General features: G+C 74.6%; 18 protein-coding genes. 9 read left to right on the top strand and 9 right to left on the bottom strand.

Annotated features, from left to right (window positions below; translation table 11 throughout):
- Positions 1 to 5: 5 nt before the first annotated feature.
- The 7 genes from EKG83_RS31370 to EKG83_RS31340 form a co-directional block, all read right to left on the bottom strand.
- Entirely contained in the window at positions 6 to 485 is a 480-nt protein-coding gene (locus tag EKG83_RS31370; RefSeq protein ID WP_033429308.1) for a hypothetical protein, read from the bottom strand.
- Complete coding sequence (locus tag EKG83_RS31365) at positions 475 to 2,256, bottom strand: substrate-binding domain-containing protein (protein WP_033429309.1); 1,782 nt, start codon at positions 2,254 to 2,256, stop codon at positions 475 to 477. Before EKG83_RS31365 ends, EKG83_RS31370 begins: the two co-directional genes overlap by 11 nt.
- Positions 2,257 to 2,259: 3 nt before the next feature.
- Entirely contained in the window at positions 2,260 to 4,785 is a 2,526-nt protein-coding gene (locus tag EKG83_RS31360) for a P-loop NTPase fold protein (protein ID WP_033429310.1), read from the bottom strand.
- 222 nt (positions 4,786 to 5,007) lie between these two features.
- A complete protein-coding gene (locus tag EKG83_RS31355; protein WP_033429311.1) occupies positions 5,008 to 5,448 on the bottom strand; it encodes an MFS transporter in 441 nt (146 codons plus the stop codon).
- A 230-nt stretch (positions 5,449 to 5,678) separates the two neighbouring features.
- Positions 5,679 to 7,328, bottom strand: coding sequence for a glucuronyl esterase domain-containing protein (locus tag EKG83_RS31350; protein WP_033429312.1), 1,650 nt, complete (start codon positions 7,326 to 7,328; stop codon positions 5,679 to 5,681).
- A gap of 250 nt (positions 7,329 to 7,578) precedes the next feature.
- Positions 7,579 to 8,241: a hypothetical protein gene (locus tag EKG83_RS31345; protein ID WP_153278566.1), complete on the bottom strand. Its 663-nt coding sequence runs from the start codon at positions 8,239 to 8,241 to the stop codon at positions 7,579 to 7,581.
- 67 nt (positions 8,242 to 8,308) lie between these two features.
- The gene (locus tag EKG83_RS31340) at positions 8,309 to 9,811 is read right to left on the bottom strand and encodes a cellulose binding domain-containing protein (RefSeq protein WP_033429314.1); all 1,503 of its coding nucleotides are present in this window, start codon (positions 9,809 to 9,811) and stop codon (positions 8,309 to 8,311) included.
- Between the two features lie 222 nt (positions 9,812 to 10,033).
- Here EKG83_RS31340 and EKG83_RS31335 point away from each other — a divergent pair, with 222 nt between their 5' ends.
- The 3 genes from EKG83_RS31335 to EKG83_RS31325 all read left to right on the top strand — a co-directional run bounded on the left by EKG83_RS31335 (position 10,034) and on the right by EKG83_RS31325 (position 14,175).
- Positions 10,034 to 11,437 carry a serine/threonine-protein kinase gene (locus EKG83_RS31335; protein ID WP_033429315.1) on the top strand — a complete coding sequence of 468 codons (1,404 nt, stop codon included), beginning with the start codon at positions 10,034 to 10,036 and terminating at the stop codon, positions 11,435 to 11,437.
- An 8-nt stretch (positions 11,438 to 11,445) separates the two neighbouring features.
- Positions 11,446 to 12,138 (top strand): SGNH/GDSL hydrolase family protein, encoded by a 693-nt coding sequence (locus tag EKG83_RS31330; RefSeq protein WP_051765011.1) that lies wholly within the window; start codon positions 11,446 to 11,448, stop codon positions 12,136 to 12,138.
- A 168-nt stretch (positions 12,139 to 12,306) separates the two neighbouring features.
- A complete protein-coding gene (locus EKG83_RS31325) occupies positions 12,307 to 14,175 on the top strand; it encodes a PPC domain-containing protein (RefSeq protein WP_153278565.1) in 1,869 nt (622 codons plus the stop codon).
- A gap of 146 nt (positions 14,176 to 14,321) precedes the next feature.
- Here EKG83_RS31325 and EKG83_RS31320 read toward each other — a convergent pair whose 3' ends face one another.
- Positions 14,322 to 15,086 (bottom strand): TetR/AcrR family transcriptional regulator C-terminal domain-containing protein, encoded by a 765-nt coding sequence (locus EKG83_RS31320; RefSeq protein ID WP_033429317.1) that lies wholly within the window; start codon positions 15,084 to 15,086, stop codon positions 14,322 to 14,324.
- 98 nt (positions 15,087 to 15,184) lie between these two features.
- Here EKG83_RS31320 and EKG83_RS31315 point away from each other — a divergent pair, with 98 nt between their 5' ends.
- From EKG83_RS31315 to EKG83_RS47170, 6 genes are all read left to right on the top strand, one after another.
- Positions 15,185 to 16,348: a DUF418 domain-containing protein gene (locus EKG83_RS31315; protein ID WP_033429318.1), complete on the top strand. Its 1,164-nt coding sequence runs from the start codon at positions 15,185 to 15,187 to the stop codon at positions 16,346 to 16,348.
- A 327-nt stretch (positions 16,349 to 16,675) separates the two neighbouring features.
- Positions 16,676 to 16,849 carry a flavin reductase family protein gene (locus EKG83_RS31310; RefSeq protein WP_153278564.1) on the top strand — a complete coding sequence of 58 codons (174 nt, stop codon included), beginning with the start codon at positions 16,676 to 16,678 and terminating at the stop codon, positions 16,847 to 16,849.
- Entirely contained in the window at positions 16,834 to 18,009 is a 1,176-nt protein-coding gene (gene mppP / locus EKG83_RS31305; protein ID WP_228122285.1) for an enduracididine biosynthesis enzyme MppP, read from the top strand. Before EKG83_RS31310 ends, mppP begins: the two co-directional genes overlap by 16 nt.
- A 182-nt stretch (positions 18,010 to 18,191) precedes the next feature.
- A complete protein-coding gene (locus tag EKG83_RS31300; protein ID WP_033429319.1) occupies positions 18,192 to 19,334 on the top strand; it encodes an aminotransferase class I/II-fold pyridoxal phosphate-dependent enzyme in 1,143 nt (380 codons plus the stop codon).
- A gap of 2 nt (positions 19,335 to 19,336) precedes the next feature.
- Complete coding sequence (gene mppR, locus EKG83_RS31295) at positions 19,337 to 20,128, top strand: enduracididine biosynthesis enzyme MppR (protein WP_033429320.1); 792 nt, start codon at positions 19,337 to 19,339, stop codon at positions 20,126 to 20,128.
- 521 nt (positions 20,129 to 20,649) lie between these two features.
- Entirely contained in the window at positions 20,650 to 23,625 is a 2,976-nt protein-coding gene (locus EKG83_RS47170) for an AfsR/SARP family transcriptional regulator (RefSeq protein ID WP_033429321.1), read from the top strand.
- 36 nt (positions 23,626 to 23,661) lie between these two features.
- On the opposite strand, the gene EKG83_RS31275 is transcribed toward EKG83_RS47170, so the two are convergent.
- Positions 23,662 to 24,471 carry an alpha/beta fold hydrolase gene (locus EKG83_RS31275; protein ID WP_194282953.1) on the bottom strand — a complete coding sequence of 270 codons (810 nt, stop codon included), beginning with the start codon at positions 24,469 to 24,471 and terminating at the stop codon, positions 23,662 to 23,664.
- Between the last annotated feature and the right edge of the window lie 329 nt (positions 24,472 to 24,800).

Below are 24,800 nucleotides of genomic sequence, written 5' to 3'. Positions count from 1 at the left end.
AACGGCTACCCGGCCCGGTCGCCGTCCACCGCCTGCTGGGTCGCCCGCAGCACGCGCAGCATCACGGCCAGGTCCTCGTCCACCGCCTCGTCCCCCGCCGCGGCCCGGCGCAGCAGGTCCCTCGTCGCCTCCATCTCGCCGAGCACCTTGGCCACCGGCACCTCGTCCGCGGGCACCGCGACCAGCACCAGGTGCCGGTCCAGCGCGGCGATCACCGGCGCCGAACCGGGTACGTCCCGCCCGGCCCGCCGCGCCTCCGCCAGCAGCACCCCGGCCCGCTCCACGTCGGTCGGGCCCCGGCGCGCCCGCGGCCCCCCGAGCGACCGCACCAGCGCGTACGTCAGCAGCACCAGCAGGCCGGTCACCGCGCCCGCGAGCACGGCCCACCACCCCAGGCGGTCCCTGGTGAGCAGGCCCGCGGCCACGCCGAACGCCAGTGCCGGCACCAGCGCGAGCGGGTCGCGCCACCCCTGGTCAGCGCTCATTGCGGAAGAAGTGGTTGAACACGCGGGTGAACACCTGGTCGATGTCCACCGGGTTGCTCGCGTCGTAGGAACCCGCCTTGGACACGGCCGCGATCTCGGCGAGCGTGGCCACGTCGGCGTCGTGGCCGAACGGGATGGTGAAGATGCGCACGGACGTCTCCAACTGCGTCGCGTCGGACTCGGCCAGCAGCTGCTCCTTGCCGACCTGGCGACTGCTGGTGTCCGCGCCGTCGCTGAGCAGCACCACCGCGTTGATCTTCGAGCGGTCCAGGTCGGCCAGCACCTCCTGCCGCGCGGCGCGCACGGTGTCGTACAACGCCGTGTCACCGTTGGGTTCGAGCGCGGCGACCGCGGTCTTCAACCGCTCCTTGACCGCGCCCACCGGCGAGATGGGCACCACCTCGGTGTAGGGCGGCACGGCGGGGTCGGCGGCGGAGGAGAACGTCCACAGCCCGACCTCGTCGTCGTTGTCCAGCAGCCCCAGGCCGCGCTCCACGGCCGCCTTCACCACGTCCAACCGGGTCGCGGAGTGGATCGAGCCGGGGTCGGCCAGTTCCTTCATGGACCCGGAGACGTCCAGCACGAGCAGCACCCGGGCGCGCCTGCGGGCGACGTCCCAGCCGTCGAGGATCTTCTCCACGGCCGCGGCCGGCGGGGTCTTGATCAGCTTGACCTCCTTGAGGTCGCGGTCGCCGACCTTGTCGGCGATGCCCTGCTGCGGTTTGCCGTCCTGGCGGCGGAAGCCGGTGGCCACGAACGCCTCCTGCTGCTCCCGCTCCAGCAGGAAGTCGTGGAAGTCCCGGGCGGCGGCCCGGACGGTCGAGTCGGCGTTGGACAGCACGGCGAACGGGTGGTCCAGCATGACCGTGCCCTCGCCGGGCTGCACGGCCACCAGCGGGTCGTTGGGCTCCGGGTTGTGCCCCACGTCGGCCACCTTGCCGGTGGGCGCGCCCGAGTTGTAGAGGAACGCCATCTGCTCCTGCATGATCATGCCGCTGATGTAGGGCACGTCGCGCCCCTTCCGGTCCTCCCGGTACAGGTGGCCCAGGAACACCACGGAGTCGTCGTCGTAGTAGGCCACGGACGACTCGATGTTCTTCACGAAGCTGATCACGTCCGGGTCGAGCAGCGCCTCGTCGTCGTAGTCGGACCGGCCGTCCTTGGCGATGCCCGCGGCGTAGGTGGAGATGGTGGCGGCCAGGCCGGAGGACGACAGCCGCGCGCTGTCCTTGCCCATGGCGAACGGCCCCCACTCGGGCTTGCCGAACGCGCCCCAGCCCTCGTTGGCCAGCCGCTGGAGGTGCTCCCACCGGATCTCGCCGACCTGCCCGGACAGGTGCTCGGCCATCACCCGCGGCATGGCGAACACCAGCGGGCTGCGCGCGATCGACTTGTCGCGGCCCCACACCACCATCGGGCTGACGGCCTGGTGCTCCAGCAGGTCGACCCACAGCGACGTGCTGGGCAGCCACACGTGCGGCCGGGGCTGGCCGTCCACCGGTGACCTCCAGCCGTCCTTGATCTGGGTCAGGCCGCGCCCTGAGGTCAGCTGGTAGGCGTCGACCTGCACGCACCGGCCGCCGACGGCCCGGTCGGCGCGGTTGTACCGGTCGGCCAGCTGCTTGACCAGGTCGCCCTTCTCGGTGGACGAGCTGACCACGACCCTGGTGCAGTTGGTGCGGTCGACCTTCGCGGGCACCAGCCCGGTCGCCAGCAGCGCCGCCGCACCGACCGCGGCGCTCGCCACGAGCGCCGGTAACCGTCCTGCCACGAACTACCCCCTCCTCGGTGCGACCAGGTCGTGGGTCTCGAACCCGAACCGCGAGACCGTGCCGACCCACTCCCGGTACGACGCGGGATCGCCGTCCAGGTGGTGCGCCCAACCGGGTGAAGCGGCCCCGGCGGCCGGCTGCCCGGCCAGCACCGCCTCGAACACGCGCCGCGCCTGCGGCGGGTCGGCGACCAGCAGGGCCAGCAGCACCAGCACGTCCCGGTGCGGCAGGTCGTCACCGCCGGTGCGCACCAGCAGGTACAGGTTCACCAGCTTCTTCACCGCGCGCGGGGTGCCCAGCAGCGCGGCGACGTCGTGCAGCGCCTCGCGCTCCTCGGCGCGCAGCAGCAGGCGGTCCGGCCGCAGGTCGGCGGTCGGCGTGGCGACCGGCGGGGGCGCCGGGGCGCGGTCCGGGGGCGTCACCGCGGGTGCGTCCGCCACCGGGTCGCCGGCGGGGGCGTCGGTGGTCACGGCCACCCGCGGCACCAGCGCGTCCACCAGGGCGCGGGCGCCGTCGCCCATGGGCCGCAGGGCGAACACCACCTGGAAGATCTTGTCCAGGTAGTCGGGTGCCAGGCCGCGCTCGCGCAGGCAGTGCCGCAGGTAGTGCGGGTCCACGGCGACGACCACGACGAACATGGGCAGCGCCAGCAGCAGGTGCACCGCGGCCAGCACGTCGATCACCCTGTCCGGCGTGCAGCGGTCCAGGTCGTCCACGTAGAGCACCACGCGTTCCAGCGGCGGCTGCCCCTTCGCCCCGGCGCGCTCCCACTCCAGCCGGACCGCGGCCATGTCGGCGTTGAGCCGCCGCAGGTCCTCGTGCACCCGGCCCAGCAGCCCCCGGTACTGCTCGTAGCGCGCGGTCCGCGCCTCGTCGACCAGGTCGGCCAGCCGGCGCGCGGCGTCGAGCTGGTTGAGCCGCTCCCGCACCTGGACCACCTCGCGGTCCAGCTCGGCCCGGCGCTCCTCGGCCTTGCCGCGCACCAGGGCGGGCAGGCCCGCCAGCGGCTTGAGCACCAGCCCGAAGAACGCGATGGCCGGCGTGAGCACGGCCGCCACCGCCACCACCGAGGCCGCCGCCGCGAGCAGCGCGCCCTGCCCGAGGACCCAGCCGACCACCGCGCCCACGAGCCCCAGCCCCGCCGCCACCGAGCCCAGCAGCAGGGTCCTGCGCCGCGCCCGCCGCACGTTGTCGTCCACGCCGGACACCAGCAGCCGGAACAGCCGCGTCAGCGAGGCGTCCTCCAGCGCGCCCCGCACCGCCTCCAGGGTGCGCAGCCGCTCGCGCAGCCCCCGCTGCTCGGCGCCCAGGTCGCCGCCGTCCGGCGCCAGCCCGCGGAACAGCCGCTCCACCAGCCCCACCCACAGCCGGTCGTCGTTGTAGTGCCACGCGTTGAAGTGGACCTGCCGCACCTCGGCGGCGAACGCGCTGCGGCCGGGGTTGTCGCGCGACACGGCCGCCAGCCGGTCCACCCGGTCCCGCAGCTGCCGCAGGAAGCTCGACTTGCCCGAACCCCACGCGCCCAGCAGCGCCACGCACAGCGGCGGCTCGGTGGACCGGTCGGTGAGCAGCGCGGCCAGGCCGTGCACGTCCTCGGTGAACCCCAGCAGGTCGCGCGGGCTGGGCACGTCGCCGGCGAAGTCCGCCAGCCGCCGGGACGGCGCCGGACCGCTGAACCCGGTGCCCGCGACCTGCACGCCGCGCCGCAGGTCCCAGACCAGGATCGCGCCGTCGTCGCCCGCGCTGACCAGGCGCTCGCCGACCAGGGCCACCGCGCGCACGGCCCGGCCGTGCCCGTGCAGGGCCAGCGACTCGCCAGGCTCGGCCCGGAACCACACCCGGACCGTGCCGCCGGCGTCGCCGGCGACCGCGAACGCCGCGTCGAGCGCCACCGCGGACACCCGCCCGGTCAACCCGGGGAACGCGGCCAGCCGCTCGCCGCCGACGCCCCACAGCTCCACCACGCCGCCCGGCCCGCCCGCCAGCACCTCGTCCCCGTGCAGCGCGACGGCGTGCACCGTGCCCAGGTCGAGCACCCGCACGTCCCCGCCGCGCCACAGGTGCACCCCGCCCCCGTCCACCCCGGCGACGACCAGCTCCGCCTGCGGCCCGACCGCCAGCGACCGCACCCAGCCGCGACCGCCGGGCATCGGCTCCGCCCGCTTCGACGCCGCGTCCCAGCGCACCACCTCGCCGCCCGGCGACCCGGTCACCACCCGCCCGGCGTCGGCCGCCACGGCCGCGCTCGACACCGCGCCGCGGTGCGGCACGCCCAGGCGCCGACCGGCCTCGCGGCCCGCCTCCCAGCTCCACGCGACGCCGTCCTCGTCGCAGGCGACCACGAGGTCGCCGGACACCCCGACCGCCCGCACCGGCGCCTCGGGGCCGCGCAGCACGCCCAGCCCGTCCCCGGACAGCAGGTCCCACAGGCGCACGGTGCCGTCCTCGCCGCCGGTGACCACCCGACCGCGGTCGGCGCTGACCGCAAGAGTGCGGATGCCACCCTCGTGGCCTGCGAAAACCCCCATAGCGAACAAGTTGACCAGCCCTGTCAAGATCGCCCGGGCCGGGAATTCGGCCACCCGGTCGCGCCCGCTGCGCCACGGGGCGGGCGGGCGCTGGGCCGAGCGCCCGCGGTCGGGGCTCCCGGCCAGGTCGGGTGCCGGGGAGGAGCCGCCGATCGGCGGTCCGGGCCGCGCACGGCACGCGTTCGGCCGGAGCCGCTGGGCGACGATCCGCGCGACCGGCGATCAGCGGTCGGTGTCGCGCACGACCAGCGGCAGCGCCGCCGAGGAGACCGGGAAGACCCCGCCCAGCGCGAGCCGGCCGGCGAGACCGCCGTCCACCGCCGGCAGCGCCACCACCGCCGACCCCGCCATGAGCCCCGCCGAGGTGCTGGTGCTGAACAAGCCCTGGTACTGCCCGTGCGCGTGCTCCGGCGCCGGCTCGAACGCCGGCGACCAGGCGGCGGCCACCTGCACCACCTCACCGAGGGCGTGCAGCACCCCCGCCGCCACGAGCACGCCGACCTCCAGGTGTACCCGCGAAGTCGGCACGCCGTCGACGGGTTCCGGGTGCCCGGTCGTGGTGGTGCAGTCGACCCTGGCCGGCAGGGCCGGCCCGGGACCGGTCCGGGTTTCGACGGGCGCGAAGGCGCAGGACGGCGAGGTGTGCGACGTGGTTGTGCTCATCTGGTAGCTGCCCCCAGCTGTTGGGGATCGACCTCCCGCGGCGGTCGTGCTCTTTTTGTCACGCCGTCGGGGTTCACCGCGCGGCGGTGAACCGGTGACCAGGGGTATTTCGCGCCCTCAGCGCCATCGGGTGAATAGTGACGCCCCGTGGTCGGCGGTCCCGGGCGTGGAAAAGGGCCCGGTGCGGAGGTCGGTCACCTCCGCACCGGGCCCCGGCGGGCGTCGCGGTGCTACCTGGCGGAGCAGGTGGGGGTCATGCCCGCGCCGGTGCCGGTGGCCTGGTAGCCGAACTCGGTCGACTGGCCCGCGGCGACGGAGCCGTTGAAGCTGACGTTCGTGAAGTCGACCGCACCGGAGTTGCCGCTGCGGTTGGCGTTCCACGCGCTGGTGATGGTCGCGCCCGGGGGCAGGGTCATCGACACCGTCCAGCCGCTGACCGGCGAGGAGCCCGCGGTGACGCGGACCGCGGCCACGAAACCGCCGTTCCACTGGTTGACCGACACCGAGGCCGTGCAGCCGCCCGCCGGGTTCGTCGGCGTGGTCGGGGTGGTCGGGGTCGTGTCAGTGGTGGTGGTGGTCGTCGTGGTGGTGCTCGTGGTGGTCGTCGTGGTGGTCCCGTCGGTCAGGGTGGGGGTGGTCCAGTCGCGCCACTGGGAGAGGTTGCCGGTGGCCTTGCTGTGCATGGTGATGCCGCCGGTGAAGCTGCCGGTGTTGCGGAGGAACTTGCCGATGGCTTGCTGGAGCGGGGTGCGCCACTCCGACCGGGTGGCGCAGTGGGTGCCGTCGGAGACGTTGGAGTGGTAGAGGATGTTGTTGCCCGCGCCCAGTGCTTTGTAGACCTCGGCGCCGCCCAACGCCGCCACGGATGCCGAACGCGGTCCGAGGTTGGCGATGTGGGGGTTGTCCATGATGAACAGGCCGCGGGGGGCGACCATGGCCACCAGCTCGTGGGTGTCGAGGGGGAGGGCGTTGGGGTTGTTCGTGTAGGAGCCGAAGGCGTCGCCGAACCAGGGTTGTTCGCCGTAGGCGCTGGCCAGGGTCTGCCCGCCCTCGGCGTTGACGCCCCGGTAGATGGGCAGGCCGGCGGTGCCGGACTCGATGGGCATGGTGAGTGCGATGCGCTGGTCGAGCACGCCGACGGAGAAGGCGGCCTTGCCGTAGCGCGAACACCCGGTCACCCCGACGCCGTCGGCGCGCAGGGTGGTGCCGCCGGAGGCTTCGATGACGTCGATGATGCGGCTGGCGCCCCACGCCCAGGCGGCGAGCAGGCCGGTGGTGCTGGTGTTGCCGTAGATGCTGTAGAAGGCGCCCTGCTTGTTGGCGCGTCCGGTGCCCTCACGGCCCACCGCGATGGGGTCGTAGCTGATCACGGCGGCGCCGGCGGCGCGGATGGTGGCGGTGTCGGCGCCGAAGCCGCCGACGACCAGCACGGCCGGGAACGGGCCGGTGCCGCTGGGGAGTTGTACGCCGGCGGAGAAGCTGGCGGTGCGCCCGTTGTGGGAGACGTTGACCGTGATGCTCGAACCGGACACGGTGCCGGTGACGGTGGCGGGCTTGGCCGGTTTGTCGCCGTAGACGTACCGCTCGGCCATCTCGCGGATCTCCGCGCGTCGGCAGCGCCAGTCGGACCTCGACGTGATGCGGGTGCCGTTGAGGCGGGTGAAGGGGTCGGGCAGGCGCGAGTTCGAGGGGGTCGAACCGGGCAGTGCGACCGGGCAGTCGGCACCCTCGTCCTCCACCGCCGCGGCCACCACGTCGTCGACCTGCGCCGTGGTCCCGGTGTTCGCCGCCGCTGTCGCCAGCGCACCGGTCGCGGCCAGCGCCGCCGTCGCCACCACGACCACTGCCGAGCGAATCCTGAAGCGGCCCGATCTGATCATCGAAGCTCTCCTTTGAGCAGGATGGGGAGCGACGGCGGCAGTCGCTCGATCAGGTACTGCGATGCCTGAAGTTTCGGCCGGCTCGCCGAAAGTTGTCAACGAAGCCGGAGGTGCCCATCTCTGCTTTTCGGTCTTGCTTGGTGATCGTCCGAATCCGACCAGGCTGTTGCGCCTAATGGGATTGGTTGGTTCGGCCCAGCGTTGGCGAATGGACGCGGGCGTGGTGTCGAAAGTTTCTGAAGGGTTCGGGTCAGACCGGGGTCGACACCCAGCTCTTCCACCAGCCGCCCACACGGCCGCGGTCTCCCGGCGCCAGGGACGCCAGCGCCGGGCCGGGCACGCCCAGCAGCTCGCCGACGGCCCTGCGCCCGGGGGTCACCGCCGCACCGCCCGCCAGGCCCACCCGCGCGACCTGGTTGAGCGGCGGCAGGGAGGCCAGCGGCGTGCGGCGCAGCGCCGAGTGGAACGCCCGGGCCTCCCCGGCGAGCGGCCCGCGCAGGTAGGCCGCGATCGCGGCCGCGGCCAGGCTCGTCAGCAGCAGCGGCAGCACCAGGGGGGAGGGCAGCCCGAGCGCGGTGGCCACCAGCACGCCGACCGCGCCCGCGTTGCCCAGCCAGAACACGGGGGTGAGCACCCGCCACCGCCGCGGCGTGACCAGCAGCCCCCGCTCGATGTACGGCTCCACGCGCACGTGCGCGGCCGTCGCGTCCACCAGCGCGCCCAGCGGGCCGGGGCGGCGCGCGAGCGCCAGCACGTGCTGCTGCGCCCGCGTCGTCGCCCCGCCCGTGCGCGCGGCGCGCACGCCGCCGTAGTCGTCGAACTCCAGCGCGCCCGCCTGGACCAGCGCCGCCACGGCCACCTCGGCGACCCGGCGCGGTCCGCCGATCACCATCGCCTCGTCCTCGGGTGTCACCCGGTCCCCCTCCGCCTCGACCACGCCAGCATGGCCCAAGCGGAGGGGGAGCACCCGGGGTTTCGCGTCACCAGCCGAGCGGCAGGGTGGCGACGTAGTCGGTGAGCAGGCCGGCGATGAGGCGGTGGTCGCGCAGCGAGAAGTGCCAGTCGCAGCCCAGGCGGTCCAGGCCGGGGTCGTCGTAGTACCAGTAGCGGACCTTGGCGTCGCCGCGCTGGTTGCGCTCCTGCACGACCTGCTGGGCGGCCTGCGGGAACGTCGTGGTGCCGGTGTAGGCGTTGGCGCTGACCACGATGGTGGCGTCGGGGCCGTACCGGGCGCGGAGCTTGTCGATGAAGCCCAGGTAGGCGGTCTTGTAGGCGGCCACCAGGCTGTCCGGGGTCCACGGCTCGCCGGGGTTGATGGCGGTGGAGAAGTCGTTGGCGCCCAGGCCGATCACGATCAGCTGGGGCCGCCACGTGCCGGGGTTCTGCCACACGTCGCCGGCGACGTTCTGCAGGCCCCGGTCGTAGTAGGTGCGGTAGTCGGTGCCGGGGTCGCCGCCGTTGTAGTTGCGCACCATGCCGCGGCCGGAGTGGGCGTTGAGCTGGTAGTCCGCGCCGAGGCCGCGGGCGGCCAGGGCGCCGAAGCTCAGGTCGGCGTTGGTGTTGCGGTTGACGCCGCCGTTGGCCGAGCAGTCGCGGGTGGTGGAGGTGTTGCCGTAGCCGGCGGTCAGCGAGTCGCCGATGAACTCGACCTGCCTGGTGCGGGCGGCGGGCTTGGCGAGCAGTTCGCCGCCGGGCGCGGCGGTGAAGCCGCCGAACCGGCCCGGGGCCCACGGGCTCTCGGTGCGCTTGACCAGGCGCACGGTGTGCTCGGCGTTGGTCAGGCCGTTGACCCAGTGGGTGGTGCGGCCCGGGGTGACCAGCGTGGCGACGGTGGCGCCGTCGACCTGGACGTCGTAGTCGTTCTCGGCGTCGTCGAGCGCGATGCCCACGCCGGTGCCCCGGAAGCGGCCCTCGAAGTAGACGCCGGGCCAGGTGTACTGGAGCGCGCCGGTGGTGGCCTTGACGCGGCCCGCGGTGTGGACGCGGGTGAGCGGGTCCGGCGTGCTGGTGGTCGTGGTGGTCGTCGTCGTGGTGGTGGTGACGGGCCCGTTGCACCGGTGGCCGTTGAGGGCGAAGTCGGTGGGCAGGGGGTTGGCGGAGTTGTTCCACGAGCCGGTGAAGCCGAGCCCGGCGCTCGCGCCGGTGCCCAGGTTGCCGTTCCAGCCCGCGTTGTCCACCGACACCTGCGCCCCCGACTGGGTCGCGGTGCCGTTCCACAGCTGGGTGACCCGCTGCCCGGCGGCGAACGACCAGGTCAGCCGCCAGGAGGTGACCGGGTCCCCGAGGTTGGTGAGGTTCACGGTCGCGCTGAAGCCGCCCTGCCACTGGCTGCCGACCTGGTAGGTGACGCGGCAGCCGGGTGCGGCCTGCGCGGGGAGGGTGCCGAGGGTGGCGACGGCGGTCACGGCGGCGGTGGCCGCGATGACGAGCGCCGGCAGGGACCCGCGGCGGCCGCGCGGGGGAGAACTGGCTCGGGGGAGCATGGGTACCGCCATATCTTCGTTGATCGACGACGAGAGTACTGGGAGCGCTCCCAGGTGGACTGTAGCGAAAGACTTACGCACCGTGAAGCGTCATTCCGGCTTACCGCGTCTCAAATAATGGGGTCCGGTGACCGGGGAGGTGGACGGCGGCACCGGACCGCGGATCGATCACCGTCCGCGCGGAGGTGGCCGGCGGGCCGGGTGGCGAAGTAGCTTCTGGCTGTGTCGGAACGGGACGAGGTCATCGCCGGGCGGTACCGGCTCGTGGACCAGGTCGGACGCGGTGCCACCGGGGTCGTCTGGCGGGCGCGCGACGAGCGGTTGGGCCGGGTCGTGGCGATCAAGTTCCTCGGCGCGGGGAGCCCGGCGGACGCGGTGGAGCGGATCGTGCGGGAGGGCCGCGTCGCGGCCCGGCTGCGGCACCCGCACGCGGTGACCGTGCACGACGTCATCGAGCACGGCGGCAAGCCGTGCCTGGTGATGGAGTACCTGCCGTCGCGGACGCTGGCCGAGCTGGTCGACGAGCGCGGGCCGCTGCCGGAGGAGCTGGTGGCCGGGGTCGGCTGGCAGGTGGCCTCGGCGCTGGCGGCGGCGCACGCGGTGGGCGTCGTGCACCGGGACGTCACCACGTTCAACGTGCTGCTGGGCGAGGACGGCACCGCCAAGATCGCCGACTTCGGCATCGCCCGCGCGATCGGCGAGGGCACGGTGACCGACCCCCGGGTCGTGGTCGGCACGCCCGCGTTCCTCGCGCCGGAGGTGGCGGCGGGGGAGCAGGCCGTGTTCGCGTCCGACGTGTACTCGCTCGGCGCGACCCTGTACGCGGCGCTCGAAGGCCACCCGCCGTTCGGGACGATCGACGACAACCCGTACGCGCTGCTGCGGCGCGTGTCGGAGGGGCAGGTGGCGCCGCTGCGGTTCCCCGGGCCGCTGGGCGAGGTGCTGCTGCGCGTGCTGCGGCGCGACCCGGGGGAGCGGCCGACCATGGCCGAGGTGCACGCCCTGCTGGGCGCGGTCGTGTCGGGGCGGCACCCGGTCGAGGACGTGCCGGCCGACGACGCGCCGACCGGTGACGCGCCGCCGGTCGACCAGGCGCCGCCGGTCGACGACCTCGGACCACCCGGCACCACGCTGCCGATCCCCGCGCCGTCTTCGGCGCCGTCTTCCGCGCCGTCCCGCAGGTCGAGGCGGCGGATCGCGCTGCTGGCCGGTGCCGCGGTCCTGGTCGCCGGCGGCATCGCGATCGGCGCGTCCCTGCGGGGCGACGCGCCGTCGAACGACGCGCTGCCCGCCCCGACCACGACCACCACCACCCCACCCGTCCCGGACTGCACCGCCCGGTTCGAGATCGTGAACTCCTGGCCGGGCGGCTACCAGGTCCGGGTCGTCGTGCGCAACGCGGGTCGACGCGCGCTCACCGAGTGGACCGTGACCTGGCTCCAGCCGGCCGGCCACGCGATCAGCAGGCTCTGGGACGGCAACCTCCGCGCGGACGCGGGCTCCGTCCGGGTCACCAGCGCCGACTACAACGCCACCCTCCCCGTGGACGGCTCCACCTCCTTCGGCTTCACCGCCAACGGCCCCGCGACCCCGCAGCCGGACATGACCTGCACGTCCGACGGCTGAGCGGTCCGGTGTCGACGGGGAGGGCGCTCACCGCCGCGGTCGCCGCGGCGCTGCTGACGGCCGCGTGCGCCGCCGGGACCCCGTCCCACCGGCAGCCCACCCGCGTGATGCCCCTGGGCGACTCGATCACCGACGGCGCCGCCGTGCCCGGCGGCTACCGGGTCGACCTGTGGCGGCGGCTCGTGGCGGACGGCTGCGCCGTCGACTTCGTCGGCTCGGCCGCCAACGGCCCGAGCAGCCTGGGCGACCGCGACCACGAGGGCCACACGGCGTGGACCGTCGCCGAGGTCGACGCGGAGGTGACCGGCTGGCTGCGCACCCACGCGCCGCGGGTGGTCCTGCTGCACATCGGCACCAACGACATCTACGGCGACGACCCCGCCGGCGCCCCCCGACGGCTGTCCGCGCTCGTCGACCGCATCACCACCGAGGCGCCCGACGCCGACCTGTTTGTCGCCACCATCATCCCGATCGGCTTCGCCGACGAGGCCGTGCGCGCCTACAACGCGGCGATCCCCGGCATCGTCCGGCGGGAGGCCGCCGCGGGCCGGAAGGTCCACCTGGTCGACATGCACCCGGTGGTGCCCGAAACCGACCTGCCCGACGAGATCCACCCCAACGCGGACGGCTACCGCAAGATGGCCGCCGCCTGGTACGACGCGCTGCGCTCGGTGCCCGGCGCCCTCGGCGGCACCTGCTGAAGACCCGGCGGGCGCCGACCGGCCCCGGCGAAGCCGCCGAACGCCCCACCCGCCGCTGCGTGGTCCGCACCAAAAGCCGGCACGAACAGACCAACGTCACCCGAACCACGCCCCCCGGCCGCGCGCCAACGGTTTCCTGGACGTCCGCGAACCCAGGGGGGAGAACGCATGGAAAAGCGCTTGCTCGGCGTGCTCGCGACCGGGACGGCCCTCACGCTGCTGTTGGGTGGCCAGGCCGTCGCCGCGCCGGAGCCGCAGGCAGTCCCGATGATCCAACCCGACCCGCTGCTCATGTTCCCGTCGAAGCCGGCGGGGGTCGACTGGGCCGAGGTCGTCCGCGACCGCGAGGCCAAGGTGCGGGCGCGGCTGCAGCGGGTCACCGCGCAGGCCGCCCTGCCGTACCGGGAGGAGGAGGCGGCCGGCACCAACGGCGCCAACGACACCCCGGCGACGGCCGAGCACATCGCGGGCTTCGGCACCGGCCGCGGCACCAACTCGAAGGTCGCGCTCACCGGTGACCTCAAGTTCGACGAGACGATCCCGGTGCTGCCGCCGCTCGCGGAGCCCAACGACTCCATCGGCCAGGCGGGCGACACCGGCCTGGTCGGCGGCGGGCAGGCCGTCCGCGCCAGCGGCACCATCGGCGACGGGCCGTACGGCAGCGCCGGCGACGGCACCGGCGACGTCGACTTCTACCGGTTCAACAGCGGTCCCGACGGCGCGACGTTCAGCGCCCGCACCGCGACGCCGACCGGTGGCCTCGACACCTTCCTGGCGCTGTTCGACGTCGACGGCAACCTGTGGACGCTCAGCAGCGAGTCGGCCGGTTCGCCCGACGCCGCGCTCACCATCACCCCGCCGCCCAACCGGGACTTCTACCTGATGGTGGGCTCGGACCCGGTCGGGCTGCCGACCGACCCGAAGACGCCCGGCACCGGCGGCGGCGTGCTCACCGAGGGCCCCTACCAGCTGACGATCAACAGCGGCAGGCGCGGCGGGGACCTCGACTACTACTCGTTCGACCTGCGCGCGGGCGACGTGCTCGGCGCGTCCGTGTCCGGCGGTGGGACGCGGCTGGCGGTGCTCGACCCGGCGGGCCGCGAGGTGTTCGGCTCCAGCCAGGACCTCACCGCCATCTTCGCCTTCGACTCGCCGATGCCCGGCGGCGGCAACGCGGTGGTGGACTTCGTGGCACCGCGCGCCGGCCGCTACCTGCTCGGCGTCGAGGCGGGCGAGGGCGCGTACGACGTGAAGCTGGAGGCGTTCCGCCCCGGCACGGAGACCGCGCCCCGCGGCTCCGTGCACACGATCTTCCTGGACTTCGACGGCGCCCGGGTCAACACCGCGGTCTTCGGCACGGGCGGCGGCCTGCGGGACCTGTCGCCGCTGTCGGCCTTCCTGCCGAGGTGGGGGCTGACCGCGCGGGACGAGCGCGCGCTGATCACCGCGATCACCGCGACCGTGCGGGAGAACCTGGAGCGGGACATGCTCGCCAAGGGCACCAACCCGAGGTTCGCGCTGCGCATCCTCAACAGCCGCGACCACGCCGACCCATGGGGGCAGCCGAACGTGAGCCGGGTGGTCGTCGGCGGCACGATCGCCGAGTCCGGCATCCCGACCGTCGGCATCGCCCAGTCCATCGACGCGGGCAACTTCGGCCGCGAGGAGACCGCGCTGGTGCTGCTCGACGAGATCAGCTCGCCCGCCGGGCCGCAGATCTCGCTCAACTCCTACCTCGGTCCGGGCAGCGACCGGGTGGCGTTCATCGGCCGCGCGGTCGGCAACATCACCAGCCACGAGGCCGGGCACATCTCGGGCAGCTGGCACACCGACCTGCTCAACGACGTCAAGGGCATCATGGACCCGGGCGGCGACCCGGCCGTGATGTTCGCGGTCGGCCCCGACGGCGTCGGCGGCACGGCCGACGACCCGGACCTCGACTTCGTCGAGGAGCGGCTGAACCCCGGGGAGGGCTTCACCGGCACCGAGGACACCGTCAACCGCACCGCGTGGGCGTTCGTCCGCGGGACCGGCTGAGTCGACCGGAGGGCGCGTCCCGGGGTCCGGGGCGCGCCCTCCGGCCTGTTCGGGGTGGGGCTCGCCGGTGCGGAGGGGTGCCGTCGCCGCGGGCAGTGCCCTGAGCCCCGCCCCGCGCCGGTTCCCGACGCCGCGCCGAGCGCCCGTCAGCCGCCGACCCGGGCGGCCACGCCGTCGAGGACGATGTCCAGGCCCAGGGCGAAGTCGGCGTCGTCGACCACCTCGTCCGGGGTGTCCGGCGGCGTCGCCTCGAACACGGTCGAGGCGAACAGCCGGGCGGTCTCGGGGAACCGCCCGGGGTCGACGAGCCGGGCCAGGGCGCGGCCGTAGTCGCGCTCGGCCTCGGCCTGGCCCTGCGCCTGCCCCTGCTCCTGCGCCGCGGCCCGGCCACCGGCCAGCTCGGCGTGCTGCCGCACCGACTGGAGCACGTAGCCGCTGACCAGCGACAGGATGCCCACCTTGTGCGCCCAGTCGAGGCCGGTGCGGGCCAGGACCGCCAGGGCGGCCTCCATCCACGCGACCTGGTGGGGGCCCGACGGCGGTCCGGACCGGGGCACCCGGGTCAGCCACAGCCTGCGCCGCAGCACGGCGCGCTGCGCGAAGGCCCAGTCGCGCAGCCCGGCGCGCCAGTCGTCGCCGGCGAGGTCCGGCGGGAGCCCCAGTGCGGCGTCGGCCATGAGCGCGAGCAGTTCGTCCTTCGAGCCGACGTGCCGGTAGAGCGACATCCCGGTGAAGCCGAGCGCCCGGGCCACCTTGGGCAGCGTCACGCCGTCGAGCCCGTCCCGGTCGGCGATCGCCACCGCCGCGGCGACGACCTGGTCGACGTCGAGCGCCGCGGGCCGCCCGAGGCGCGAGGGCTCCGACACCCGCCACAGCCGGCGCAGCGGCGCCGGAACGTCCTCGCTGGTCATGGCTCCTCGTCCAGGCTCGCAAGATCGGCCGCCATTGTGCCAGACGGCATTAGTTTGTCTGTGATACTTTGTCGGTGAAACTTAGTCTTGGGGGAGACATGAGCACTGATGTGGCACCGGGTCCGGTCCGGCGCGCCGACCGCGCGCTGGTCCCGGACCTGGCTCGCGGGGCGATGCTGCTGATCATCGCCCTGGCCAACGCCGCGGGCGTCGCCTTCGCCGGCGAACCGGGCCTCGACACCACGCCCGCGGGCCTGGACCGGGGCCTCAACTTCCTGCTGCTGGAACTCGTGCACGCCCGCGGCTACCCGGTGTTCGCGGTGATGTTCGGCTACGGGATCGTCCAGCTCGCCCGCCGCCAGGAGTCCTCCGGCGCGTCACCGGGGCGGGTCCGCGCGGTGCTGGTGCGCCGCAACCTCTGGCTGATCGCCTTCGGCGCCGTGCACGCCACCCTGCTGTACTACGGCGACTTCCTCGGCGCCTACGGCATCACCGGCCTGGTGATGACGCTGGTGCTGCTGCGCCGCGGCGACCGGTTCCACCGGGTCGTGCTGGTGCTCTGGGCGCTGTCGGCGGTCGAAGTGGCGGTCCTCGGCGCGATCGTGGTCGGCGGCCTGTCCGGGGACGGCGCGGCGCCGCTGCCGGTGGGCCGCGTCGACTCCCTGGCCGCGCCGGACTACGGGACGTCCCTGGTGGACCGCCTCGCCGAGTGGCCGGTGCACACGCTGACCGTGCTGCCGTTCGTCATCATCGCCTGGTTGGGCATGTGGGCGGCCCGCCGCCGCGTCCTGGAGGAACCGGCGCGGCACCGCGCGCTGCTCGGCCGGACCGCCGTCGTCGGCCTCGGCGTCGCCGTGGTCGGCGGTCTGCCGGCCGCCCTGGTCGGCGCGGGGTGGCTGCGCGTGGACGAGTCGACCGCCGGCCTGGCGCTGCTGCTCCACGGCGCGAGCGGGATGTTCGCCGGGCCCGGGTACGCGGCCCTGTTCGGCCTGGCCGCCCTGCGGGTCGCCCGGCCGGGTCCGGTGGTCGGCGCCCTGGCGGCCCTGGGGCGGCGGTCCCTGTCGGGCTACCTGGTCCAGTCGGTGGCCTGGCTCGTCCTGCTGGCGCCCTTCGCGCTGTCCCTCGGCGGGAGCACGGTGACCGCGCTGGTCGTCGCGTTCGCGGTCTGGCTCGCGACCGTGCTGGGCGCCCGGTGGCTCGACCGGCGCGGGCGGCCCGGACCGGCCGAGGCGGTGCTGCGGCGCCTGGTGTACCGGTCGTAGCGCCGGCGGTCCGGTCGTGAGATCTTGTTGCAGCGCAAGGACATTGGCAGCGTCTTCCGCGAGTTCGGCCGGTCCGGGGATGCCGGGCACCGCCGGGTTCCGCCGGGTGCCGTTGGTGCCGACCTGGCCGCGCTCGTGACCGCGACGCCCAATTTCACCTGTGGCTCAAGGATGTGGCTGCCGGGCCGTGGTTTTGGGAGGCTCGATCCGCACCGTCCTCCCGAGGACGGTGCGGATCGAGGGGGCGGGGATGGTCGGCGGCCCGCTCGACTGGAGTGCGGCCCGCCGCGCGAAGCCGGCGGCCCTGGTGGAAGGCGGCGCATGACGATGACGGATCCAGCAGCGGAGCTGGGTGCCCGGGGGACGAGTGCGACGGCGGTGGACCCGGCGCGGTTCCGCCCGCCGATGTCGGGGTTCCCCGGCGGGGTGACCACCGTGACCACCGCGGGACCCGGCGGGCGGGCGCGGGGCACGACCTGCTCGTCGTGGGCCGTCCTGTGACGCGGGTACCGGTGACCGCCGTGCCGCACACCCGGCCGACCCCCGTGCCCGGCAACCTGACCCAGTTCGAGCACCTGGCCCTGAGCAGCCCGGTCAACCTGGCCGACGGGCACGCCCGCCAGGAGCTGACCCCGGGGCAGTCCCGGATCGTCGGGGAACTGCCGGCCCTGTGGGCCGACGTGCTCGCGCGGCCCGTGGAGGAGGTGGAGGCGGAGGCGTACCGCACCTACTTCGAGCTGCTGGGCCAGTACGGGCACCGGTTGCCGTCGACCCGCGTGCTGAGCTGCTACTCGTCCTCGGTGGCCATGGAGATCTTCGCCAGGTCGCTGGCGGCGGTGGCCGACACCGCGCTGCTGATCCACCCGACGTTCGACAACATCCCGGACATCCTGCGCGGCGCCGGTCTGGCGCTGCGACCGCTGGAGGAGGAGGCGCTGCACGGCGGCGACCTCGACCCGGCCGTGCTCCGGTCGGTGGGCTGCGTCTTCGTCACCACGCCCAACAACCCGACCGGGCGCGTGCTGGCCGAGGAGCGGTTGCGCGCCCTGGCCGCCCAGTGCGCCGAGCACGACGTGGTGCTGGCCCTGGACACGTCCTTCCGCGGCTTCGACACCAGGGCCCAGTACGACCACTACGCGGTGCTGGACGGGAGCGGCTGCCGCTGGGTGGTCATCGAGGACACCGGGAAGCTGTGGCCGACCCTGGAGCTGAAGGTCGGCTGGCTGGTGTTCCCGGAACCGGTCGGCCTGCCGCTGTCCGAGGTGTACTCCGACATCCTGCTGGGCGTCTCGCCGCTGGTGCTGTCGATGGTCCGGCGCTTCGCCGAGGACGCGGCCGGTGGCGGGTTGGCCGAGCTGCACCGGTTCATCGCCGGGAACCGGGCGGTGGTGCGGGAGGTGTTGGCCGGCGTGCCCGGGATCGGGTTCCCGCACCCGCACTCGCGGGGAAGCGTGGAGCGGGTCGAGCTGGGCGCGCGCTCGGCTTTGGAGGTGTGGTCGGCGCTGCGCGAGCACGGCGTGCACGCCCTGCCGTGCCGGAAGTTCCACTGGGCCGACCCCGCGCGGGGGGAGCACGGCCTGCGCGTCGCGCTGGCCCGGCCGACGTCGTCGGTGCTGGCCGGTGCGCGGGCGCTGCGGTCGGTGCTGCTGCCGGGGCGATGACCGCGCCGGGTGACGGGGGTGGGCCCGGGGAGGCCGCGGGCTCGGGAGGTCCTGCGGGCTACGGGGATCCGGCGGCGTCCGGGGGTTCCTCGGCTTCTGGCGGTTCCTCGGCTTCTGGCGGTTCCTCGGCTCCGGGGAGTTCCGCCGGTCCGCTGTCGCACCGCAGGCACTGGCGTCCCGGCGTGGTGCAGTCGGTGTCCCCGCCGGGCGTGGTCGACCTCAGGCCCGGCTACCTCGACCCGGACCTCCTGCCCGTCGACCTGCTCGCCGAGGCTTACCAGCGGGCGTTCACCGAGTTCGGCGCGGCCGCCCTGTCCTACGGCGCCGACCAGGGCGCGCTGGTCCTGCGCTCGGCGCTGGCCGCCAGGACCGCCGAGGCCGAGCTGCACGCCTGCGGCCCGGACAACGTGCTGGTCACCGCGGGCACCTCGCACGCACTGCACCTGCTCGCGACCCGGCTGGCGGCACCCGGCGACGTGGTGCTGGTCGAGCAGACCAGCTACGACTTCGGCCGCCGGATCCTCACCGACCGCGGCCTGCGGCTGCGCCCGGTCGCGATGGACGGCGAGGGCGTGCACCCCGGGGCGCTGCACGACGCGATGGTCGCGGAACGGGCCGCGGGGGGCCGGATCGCGTTCGCCTGCCTCACCCCGACCTTCCACAACCCCACCGGCCTGCTGGTGCCCGCCGAGCGCAGGCGGGAGCTGCTGGCGGTGGCGGCCCGGCACGACGTGCTCGTGGTCGAGGACGACGCCTACGCCGGCCTGGAGCTGGGCGGCACCCCGGTGGAGTGCTCGCTGGCCGGGCTGGCCGGCTACCGCGGCGTCGTGCGGCTGCGCACGTTCTCCAAGACCCTGGCGCCCGGCCTGCGCCTGGGCTGGCTGCTGGCCGCGCCGGAGTTCGTGCGCGCCCTGGTGGCGCAGGGCGTCTTCGTCAGCGGCGGCTCGATGAACCACGTCGCGTCCCTGGCCGTCGCCGAGTTGATCCGCACCGGTGCCTACGACCGGCACCTGGGCTGGTTGCGCGGCCGGCTGCGGGCGCGGCGGGACGCGCTGGCCGACGCCCTGCGCGCCGGACTGCCCGCCGACCTCGGTTTCGAGCTGCCCGCGGGCGGTTTCTTCCTGTGGCTGACCTCGCGGGGCGGGCGCACCGAGGCCGACCTGCTGGCCGCCGCCGGGCGGGCAGGCGTCCACCTGGCGGGCGGCACCCGGTTCGGCACGCCCGCCGCACCGAGCCTGCGCCTGGCCTACAGCTTCACCCCGCCCGGGACCCTGGCCGCCGCGGGCCGCCGGCTGGCCGCCGCCCTGACCGGGGGAAGGAGCTGATCATGCGCCCCACCACCGCGGCGGGTCCGCACGGCTACAGCCTGCCGCTGTCGCCGTCCGGCACCGCGTCCATGCTCACGCCCCCACCGTGGCACTTCTCCGGCAACGTCGTCATGGTCGACTACCGGGTGGACCCGGCCGAGGCCGGGCGCTTCCTCCCGCCGGAGCTGACGCCGGGCCCCGACCCCGGCGCGGCCGCCGCGGTGTTCGCCGAGTGGCAGTGGTGCTCCGCGTCCGGCGCCGAGCTGCCCGACCCGGGCCGGACCCAGTTCACCGAGTTCCTGGTCCTGCTGGCGTGCACCCACCGGGACCGGCCGATGGCGCGGTGCTGCTACGCCTGGGTGGACAGCGCGGTCCCCCTGGTCCGCGGCTGGGTGCAGGGGATGCCCAAGCAGTTCGGGGAGATCCACCAGACCCGACCGGCGGCGGTCGGCAGGGCGGGCCCGCGCCTGGCCGGCGGCGGGCGGTTCCACGGCACGGTGTCCGTGCACGGGCGGCGGGTGGCCGAGGCCGCCGTGACCCTGGAGGGGCGGGTCGACGAGCCCCCCGCGCTGCACGCCGTGCCACTGGTGCACAGCCGCGTGTTCCCCGACTGGGTGGCCGGGGTCTCGCACCCCGCCCAGCTGGTCACCTCGGAGGTGACCGACGTCGAGTTCTCCGACATCTGGGCGGGTCGGGCGGACCTGCGGTTCCTCGGCGCGGACGACGACTTCGGCCTCTTGGCGCCCGTCGAGGTGGGCCGGGGTTACGTTTTTTCCTACGCCGAGACGCTGTGCGGGGGCACTTTGCTCTGAACTACCGGTGGGAGCCGGTCCGTGCGCCCGAAGGGCGAGGCGGTCCACCGCGCCGGCTTGACCGCGCCGTCGGCCGGCGAGCCCAGGTGGGTGATGCGACCCTCGGGCCACAGGAACGCGCGGGACGGAGCCCTCGTCGGTCGTCGTATGCCGGTTTCCCAGCCGAGACCGGCCCGCCGCCACATTTATCCACCACCCAGGTGCTTGTCCAGGCCGTTTGTTTATCCATCATCGACCTCCTGGCTCCTCGCTCCTCGTCGAATTGACGACGGGCCGGTGCCGTTGTCCGAGGCGGTCCGCACAACCCCATCCCGCCGTGTGCCGGCCCCAGGATTCCCCGCCGCACCTGACAGGAGCGTGACGGCTCTTCGGCGGCTCGTCCTGTGGTGGAGGCGTCGGAAACGCAGCGTGTGGACACTCCCGTGAGGACGCTCGTCAAGATCACCGATTCGAGTGATGAACCCGCGCATTCCCCGCCCTAACCTGGAATCACCAGGTCGGACAGGTCTTCGGGGGCAGCCGTGGCTGTGGATTTCGCCGTGCTCGGCGACGTCCGCGTCCAAGTGGACGGGCGCGATGTCGACGTCGGGCACGCCCGCCAGCGCGCCGTGCTCGCCGTGCTGCTGGTCGAGCTGGGCCGGACCGTGACCGCGGACCAGCTCGTCGACCGGGTGTGGGGCGAGCAACCGCCGCGACGCGCCCGGCACGCGGTGTACAGCTACCTGTGCCGGCTCCGGGCCGTTCTGGACGGGGTCTCGGGGGTCGCCATCGCCCGCCTCCACGGCGGGTACGTGCTGCGCGCCGATCCGGGGGCCGTCGACCTGCACCTGTTCCGCGCCACGCTCGGGCAGGCGCGGGAGGCTGACGAGGGAGGGCCGGTGCGAAGGGCCGGCGGAGGTCCACAGGCGCGGCAGGCTGATGAGGAATGGCGGGTGCTGGACCTGTTCGACCGCGCCCTGCGGCTGTGGCGGGGCACGCCGTTCGGGGAGCTGGACAGCCCCTGGCTGGCCTCGGTGCGCGACCGGCTGCTGCAGGAGCGGTTCGCCGCCGAGGTCCGGCGCCGTGAGGTGGCGCTCGACCTCGGTCGGCACGCCGAGTTGATGCCCGAGTTGGCCGTCGCGAGCGCGGAGCACCCGTACGACGAAGGGCTCGCCGCCCAGCACGTGCTCGCCCTGTACCGGTGCGGGCGCCGGGTCGAGGCGTTGGCGCACTACCGCGAGTTCCGCACCCGGCTCGTGGCGGAAATCGGTGTCGAGCCCGGTGACCGGCTGCAACGCCTGCACCAGCAGGTGCTCGCCGCCGAGGCGCCACCGCTCGACTACGCCGCCGAGGTGCCGTTGTCCGGCGACGCCGCCGAGGCGCGGCAGCCGACCAAGGCCGCCGACGTACCGCCGCTCAACGAGGCCGCCGGGGTGTCGCCGCCTGGCAACGCCGCCGGGAGACCACCGCCCGACAACGCCGCCGAAACGTCACCGCCCGGCAACGACCCACCGGAACCCGTGCCTCGACAGCTCCCGGCGGCGTCGCCGTGGTTCGTCTCCCGCACCCGCGAACTCGGCCTGCTCGACGGCGCGGTGGGCACCGCCGGCGTGGTCGTGGTGACCGGGACCGGTGGTGCGGGCAAGACGTCGTTGGCGTTGCACTGGGCGCACCGCGAGTCCGCGCGGTTCCCGGACGGCCAACTGCACGCCGACCTGCGCGGGTTCGACCGGGCCGGCCGCCCGGTGTGCCCGGCGGACGTGCTGGGCGGCTTCCTGGAGGCCCTGGGCGTGCCACCGGAGCAGGTCCCGGCCGGGGTGGAGGCGCGGGCCGCGCTCTACCGGGGGCGGCTGGTCGGTCGGCGGGTGCTGGTGGTGCTGGACAACGCCTACGACGCCGACCAGGTCAGGCCCCTGCTGCCCGGTGACGCGGCCTGCCTCGCGGTGGTCACCAGCCGGGACCGGCTCGCCGACCTGGTCACCCGGGAGGGCGCGGTCCCCGTTCCGCTGGGCGTGCTCGACGAACCCGAGGCGGTGGCGCTGCTGGCCAGGCGGTTGGGGCCCGAACGGGTGGCCGCCGAACCCGAGGCGGTCGCGCGGCTCGTGGCGCACTCCGCCCGGCTCCCGCTGGCCCTGGCCGTGGTCGCGGGGCTGGCGGTGAGCAACCCGGCGTTCCCGCTGGGCGCGCTGGCCGCCGACCTGGGTGACGAGCGGGCCCGGTTGGACGCGCTGGAACCGGGGGGCACGACGTCGGGCGTGCGCGCGGTGTTCTCCTGGTCGTACCGCACGCTCAGCCCGGAGGCGGCCCGGCTGTTCCGGCTCCTGGGCCTGCACCCCGGGCCCGACGCGGACCGGTGCGCGGTGGCCTCGCTGGCCGGGCTGGGCATGTCGCGCGCCCGCGCCCTGCTGGGCGAGCTGACCCGGACGCACCTGGTGGAGGAGCACCGCCCCGGCCGGTTCCGCTCGCACGACCTGCTCCGCGCCTACGCGGCCGAGCTGGCCGAGCTGGCGGACGACGCGCCCGAGCGGCGCGCGGCACTGCGGCGGTGCCTCGACTTCTACCTGCACACCGGGTTCGCCGCCGAGCGGCACCTGGCGCCGCACTGGCCGCCGATCACCCCGGTCGCGGCGGGGGAGGGCGTCGCGCGCCTGCCCGTCGCCGACTACCACGAGGCCCTGGAGTGGTTCGGCGCCGAGCACGACGCGCTGCTGGCCGCCACGGCCGAGGCGACCCGCGCCGGGCTGGACGTGCACGCGTGGCAGTTGCCGTGGGTGCTCAGCACGTACCTGAGCAGGCGGGGGCACTGGGCGCAGCGCGCCGAGACCCAGCGCACCGCGCTGGAGGCCGCCGACCGCCTCGGTGACGACGTCGCCCGCGCCACCTGCCACCACCTGCTGGGCCGGGCCGAAATCCTGCTGGGCAACCAGGACGACGCCCTGGCGCACCTGCGGTGCGCGCTCGACCTCCACGCGCGGGCCGGCGACACCACGGGCACGGCCATCACCCACTTCTCCCTGGGCGCGGCCTACGACCTGCGCGGGCGGCCCGTGCGGGCCCTGCGGCACGCCCGCAACGCGCTGCAACTGTTCCGCGAGACCGGCGACCAGGCGTGGGAGGCGTTCTCCCTCACCGCCGTCGGCTGGTACCACGGCAAGGCAGGCCGGCACGCGCAGGCCCTCGCGCACGGGATCGAGGCGGCACCGCTGCTGGACCGGATCGGTGACCGGGACGGCAAGGCCCACAACCTCCACTGCCTGGGGCGGGCGCACCACAACCTGGGGCGGCACGCCGAGGCCGCGCGGTGCTACCGGGACGCTGCGGCGCTGTTCCGCGAGCTGGGCAGTCCGTACCTGGAGGCGACGAGCCTGGACCACCTCGGGAACGCGCTCCGGGCGGCGGGGGACCGGGCGGGGGCGTTCGAGGCGTGGGGGCGGGCGCTGGAAGTGCTCGAACCGCTGGCGCACCCGGACGCGGTCGAGATCGAGGCCAAGCTGGTGGAGGTGGAGGTGCGCCGGTAACAGGGGGATGCGGGGGATCGGCCGGTGGGTATGGCGTCAGGCGTTCCGGTGGTCGGTCGGCGTGAGCGGGGCTGGGTTGGTGGGTGCGGCCGGATCGGAGGACTTGAGGAAGTCGGCGAACAGCCCGTCGAGCACTTCCGCGAATACCGCGGGCCGGGTGAGGGGGCCCAGGTGGTCCATTCCCGGTATTTCCCGCAGTTGCCCGGCCGGCAGTTCCGCGCACGCCGCCACGAGTGATTTCCGGGTCACCACGACCGATTCGCCGCCGCGCAGGAGCAGCGTCGGGCAGGTCACCCGGGGCAGCGCCGCGCGCCACGGGCACGAGATCGCCGTTCGGAACAGGTGTGCTTCCACTTCCGGTGCGCACCGGAGTCTCATCCGGCCGTCCGGGTCGGGGGCCAGGCCGGAGTCGACGTAATCGGCCAGGACCTCCGGCGCCAGCAGCGACAGCGGCGGGCGGGAGGCGTAGCGGGCCAGCGCCTCGGCTCGCGACGGGAACACCGCGCGCCTGCGGGCGGCCGCCTCGGCGAAGGTCGGGTCGTGGTGGGTGGCGAGGATCGGTTCGAAGCAGACCAGCAGGTCGAACGTGCCGGGCCTGCGGGCCTCCGCCAGCAGCAGGGCCGTGCCGCCCAGGGAGTGGCCCACGCCGATCAGGGGTCCGGGACCCAGTTCCGCGGCCTCGGCCAGGACGTCCTCGGCGAACACACCCCAGTCGTCGTCCTCGGCCAGTGGTGGCGCGCCGCCGTGGCCGCGCAGGTCCGGGGCGACGACCCGCAGCGGCGTTGACAGTTGTACCGCGCAGGACCGCCATACCAGACCGGTGAAGCCTGCTGCATGGCAGAACAATGCCGTCCGGATGGTCGATCCCGTTTGTGCGCGACCGTCCGCCGAATGCGGCTCGTAGCGGAAACCCGCGTTCTCGTCCACGCTTTCCCTTCGGGAGTCCGATTCGTGGGCTGGCGCACGCGTTGAACAGACCCTACGCTCGGGCCCGGAAACATTCGGCCCGCCGGGAGGCGTGCTGTGTTCACGTTTTTCCGCACGGCCGGCGCTGATTCGCCGTTGTCGATCCCACCATAGTGGAGCGGACAACGGCCGGAGGCGGTCGGCGGCGCCGGCGCTGCGCGTCCGGTGACGTGGAACCCCGACCGGTCGGACCGATCCCGACGCCGGGG

This window comes from Saccharothrix syringae (assembly GCF_009498035.1).
GTDB classification, from domain to species: Bacteria; Actinomycetota; Actinomycetes; order Mycobacteriales; family Pseudonocardiaceae; genus Actinosynnema; species Actinosynnema syringae.
Note: the sequence above shows the minus strand (reverse complement) of the source record. Positions and strands in the feature narration are given on the sequence as shown.

Coding starts and splice junctions, on each gene's coding strand:
- EKG83_RS31315 (WP_033429318.1), top strand. CDS start 15,185: ATGAGCACTGATGTGGCACCGGGTCCGGTCCGGCGCGCCGACCGCGCG.
- EKG83_RS31320 (WP_033429317.1), bottom strand. CDS start 15,086: ATGACCAGCGAGGACGTTCCGGCGCCGCTGCGCCGGCTGTGGCGGGTG.
- EKG83_RS31370 (WP_033429308.1), bottom strand. CDS start 485: ATGAGCGCTGACCAGGGGTGGCGCGACCCGCTCGCGCTGGTGCCGGCA.
- EKG83_RS31360 (WP_033429310.1), bottom strand. CDS start 4,785: ATGGGGGTTTTCGCAGGCCACGAGGGTGGCATCCGCACTCTTGCGGTC.
- EKG83_RS31355 (WP_033429311.1), bottom strand. CDS start 5,448: ATGAGCACAACCACGTCGCACACCTCGCCGTCCTGCGCCTTCGCGCCC.
- EKG83_RS31325 (WP_153278565.1), top strand. CDS start 12,307: ATGGAAAAGCGCTTGCTCGGCGTGCTCGCGACCGGGACGGCCCTCACG.
- EKG83_RS31310 (WP_153278564.1), top strand. CDS start 16,676: ATGACGGATCCAGCAGCGGAGCTGGGTGCCCGGGGGACGAGTGCGACG.
- EKG83_RS31340 (WP_033429314.1), bottom strand. CDS start 9,811: ATGCTCCCCCGAGCCAGTTCTCCCCCGCGCGGCCGCCGCGGGTCCCTG.
- EKG83_RS31350 (WP_033429312.1), bottom strand. CDS start 7,328: ATGATCAGATCGGGCCGCTTCAGGATTCGCTCGGCAGTGGTCGTGGTG.
- mppR (WP_033429320.1), top strand. CDS start 19,337: ATGCGCCCCACCACCGCGGCGGGTCCGCACGGCTACAGCCTGCCGCTG.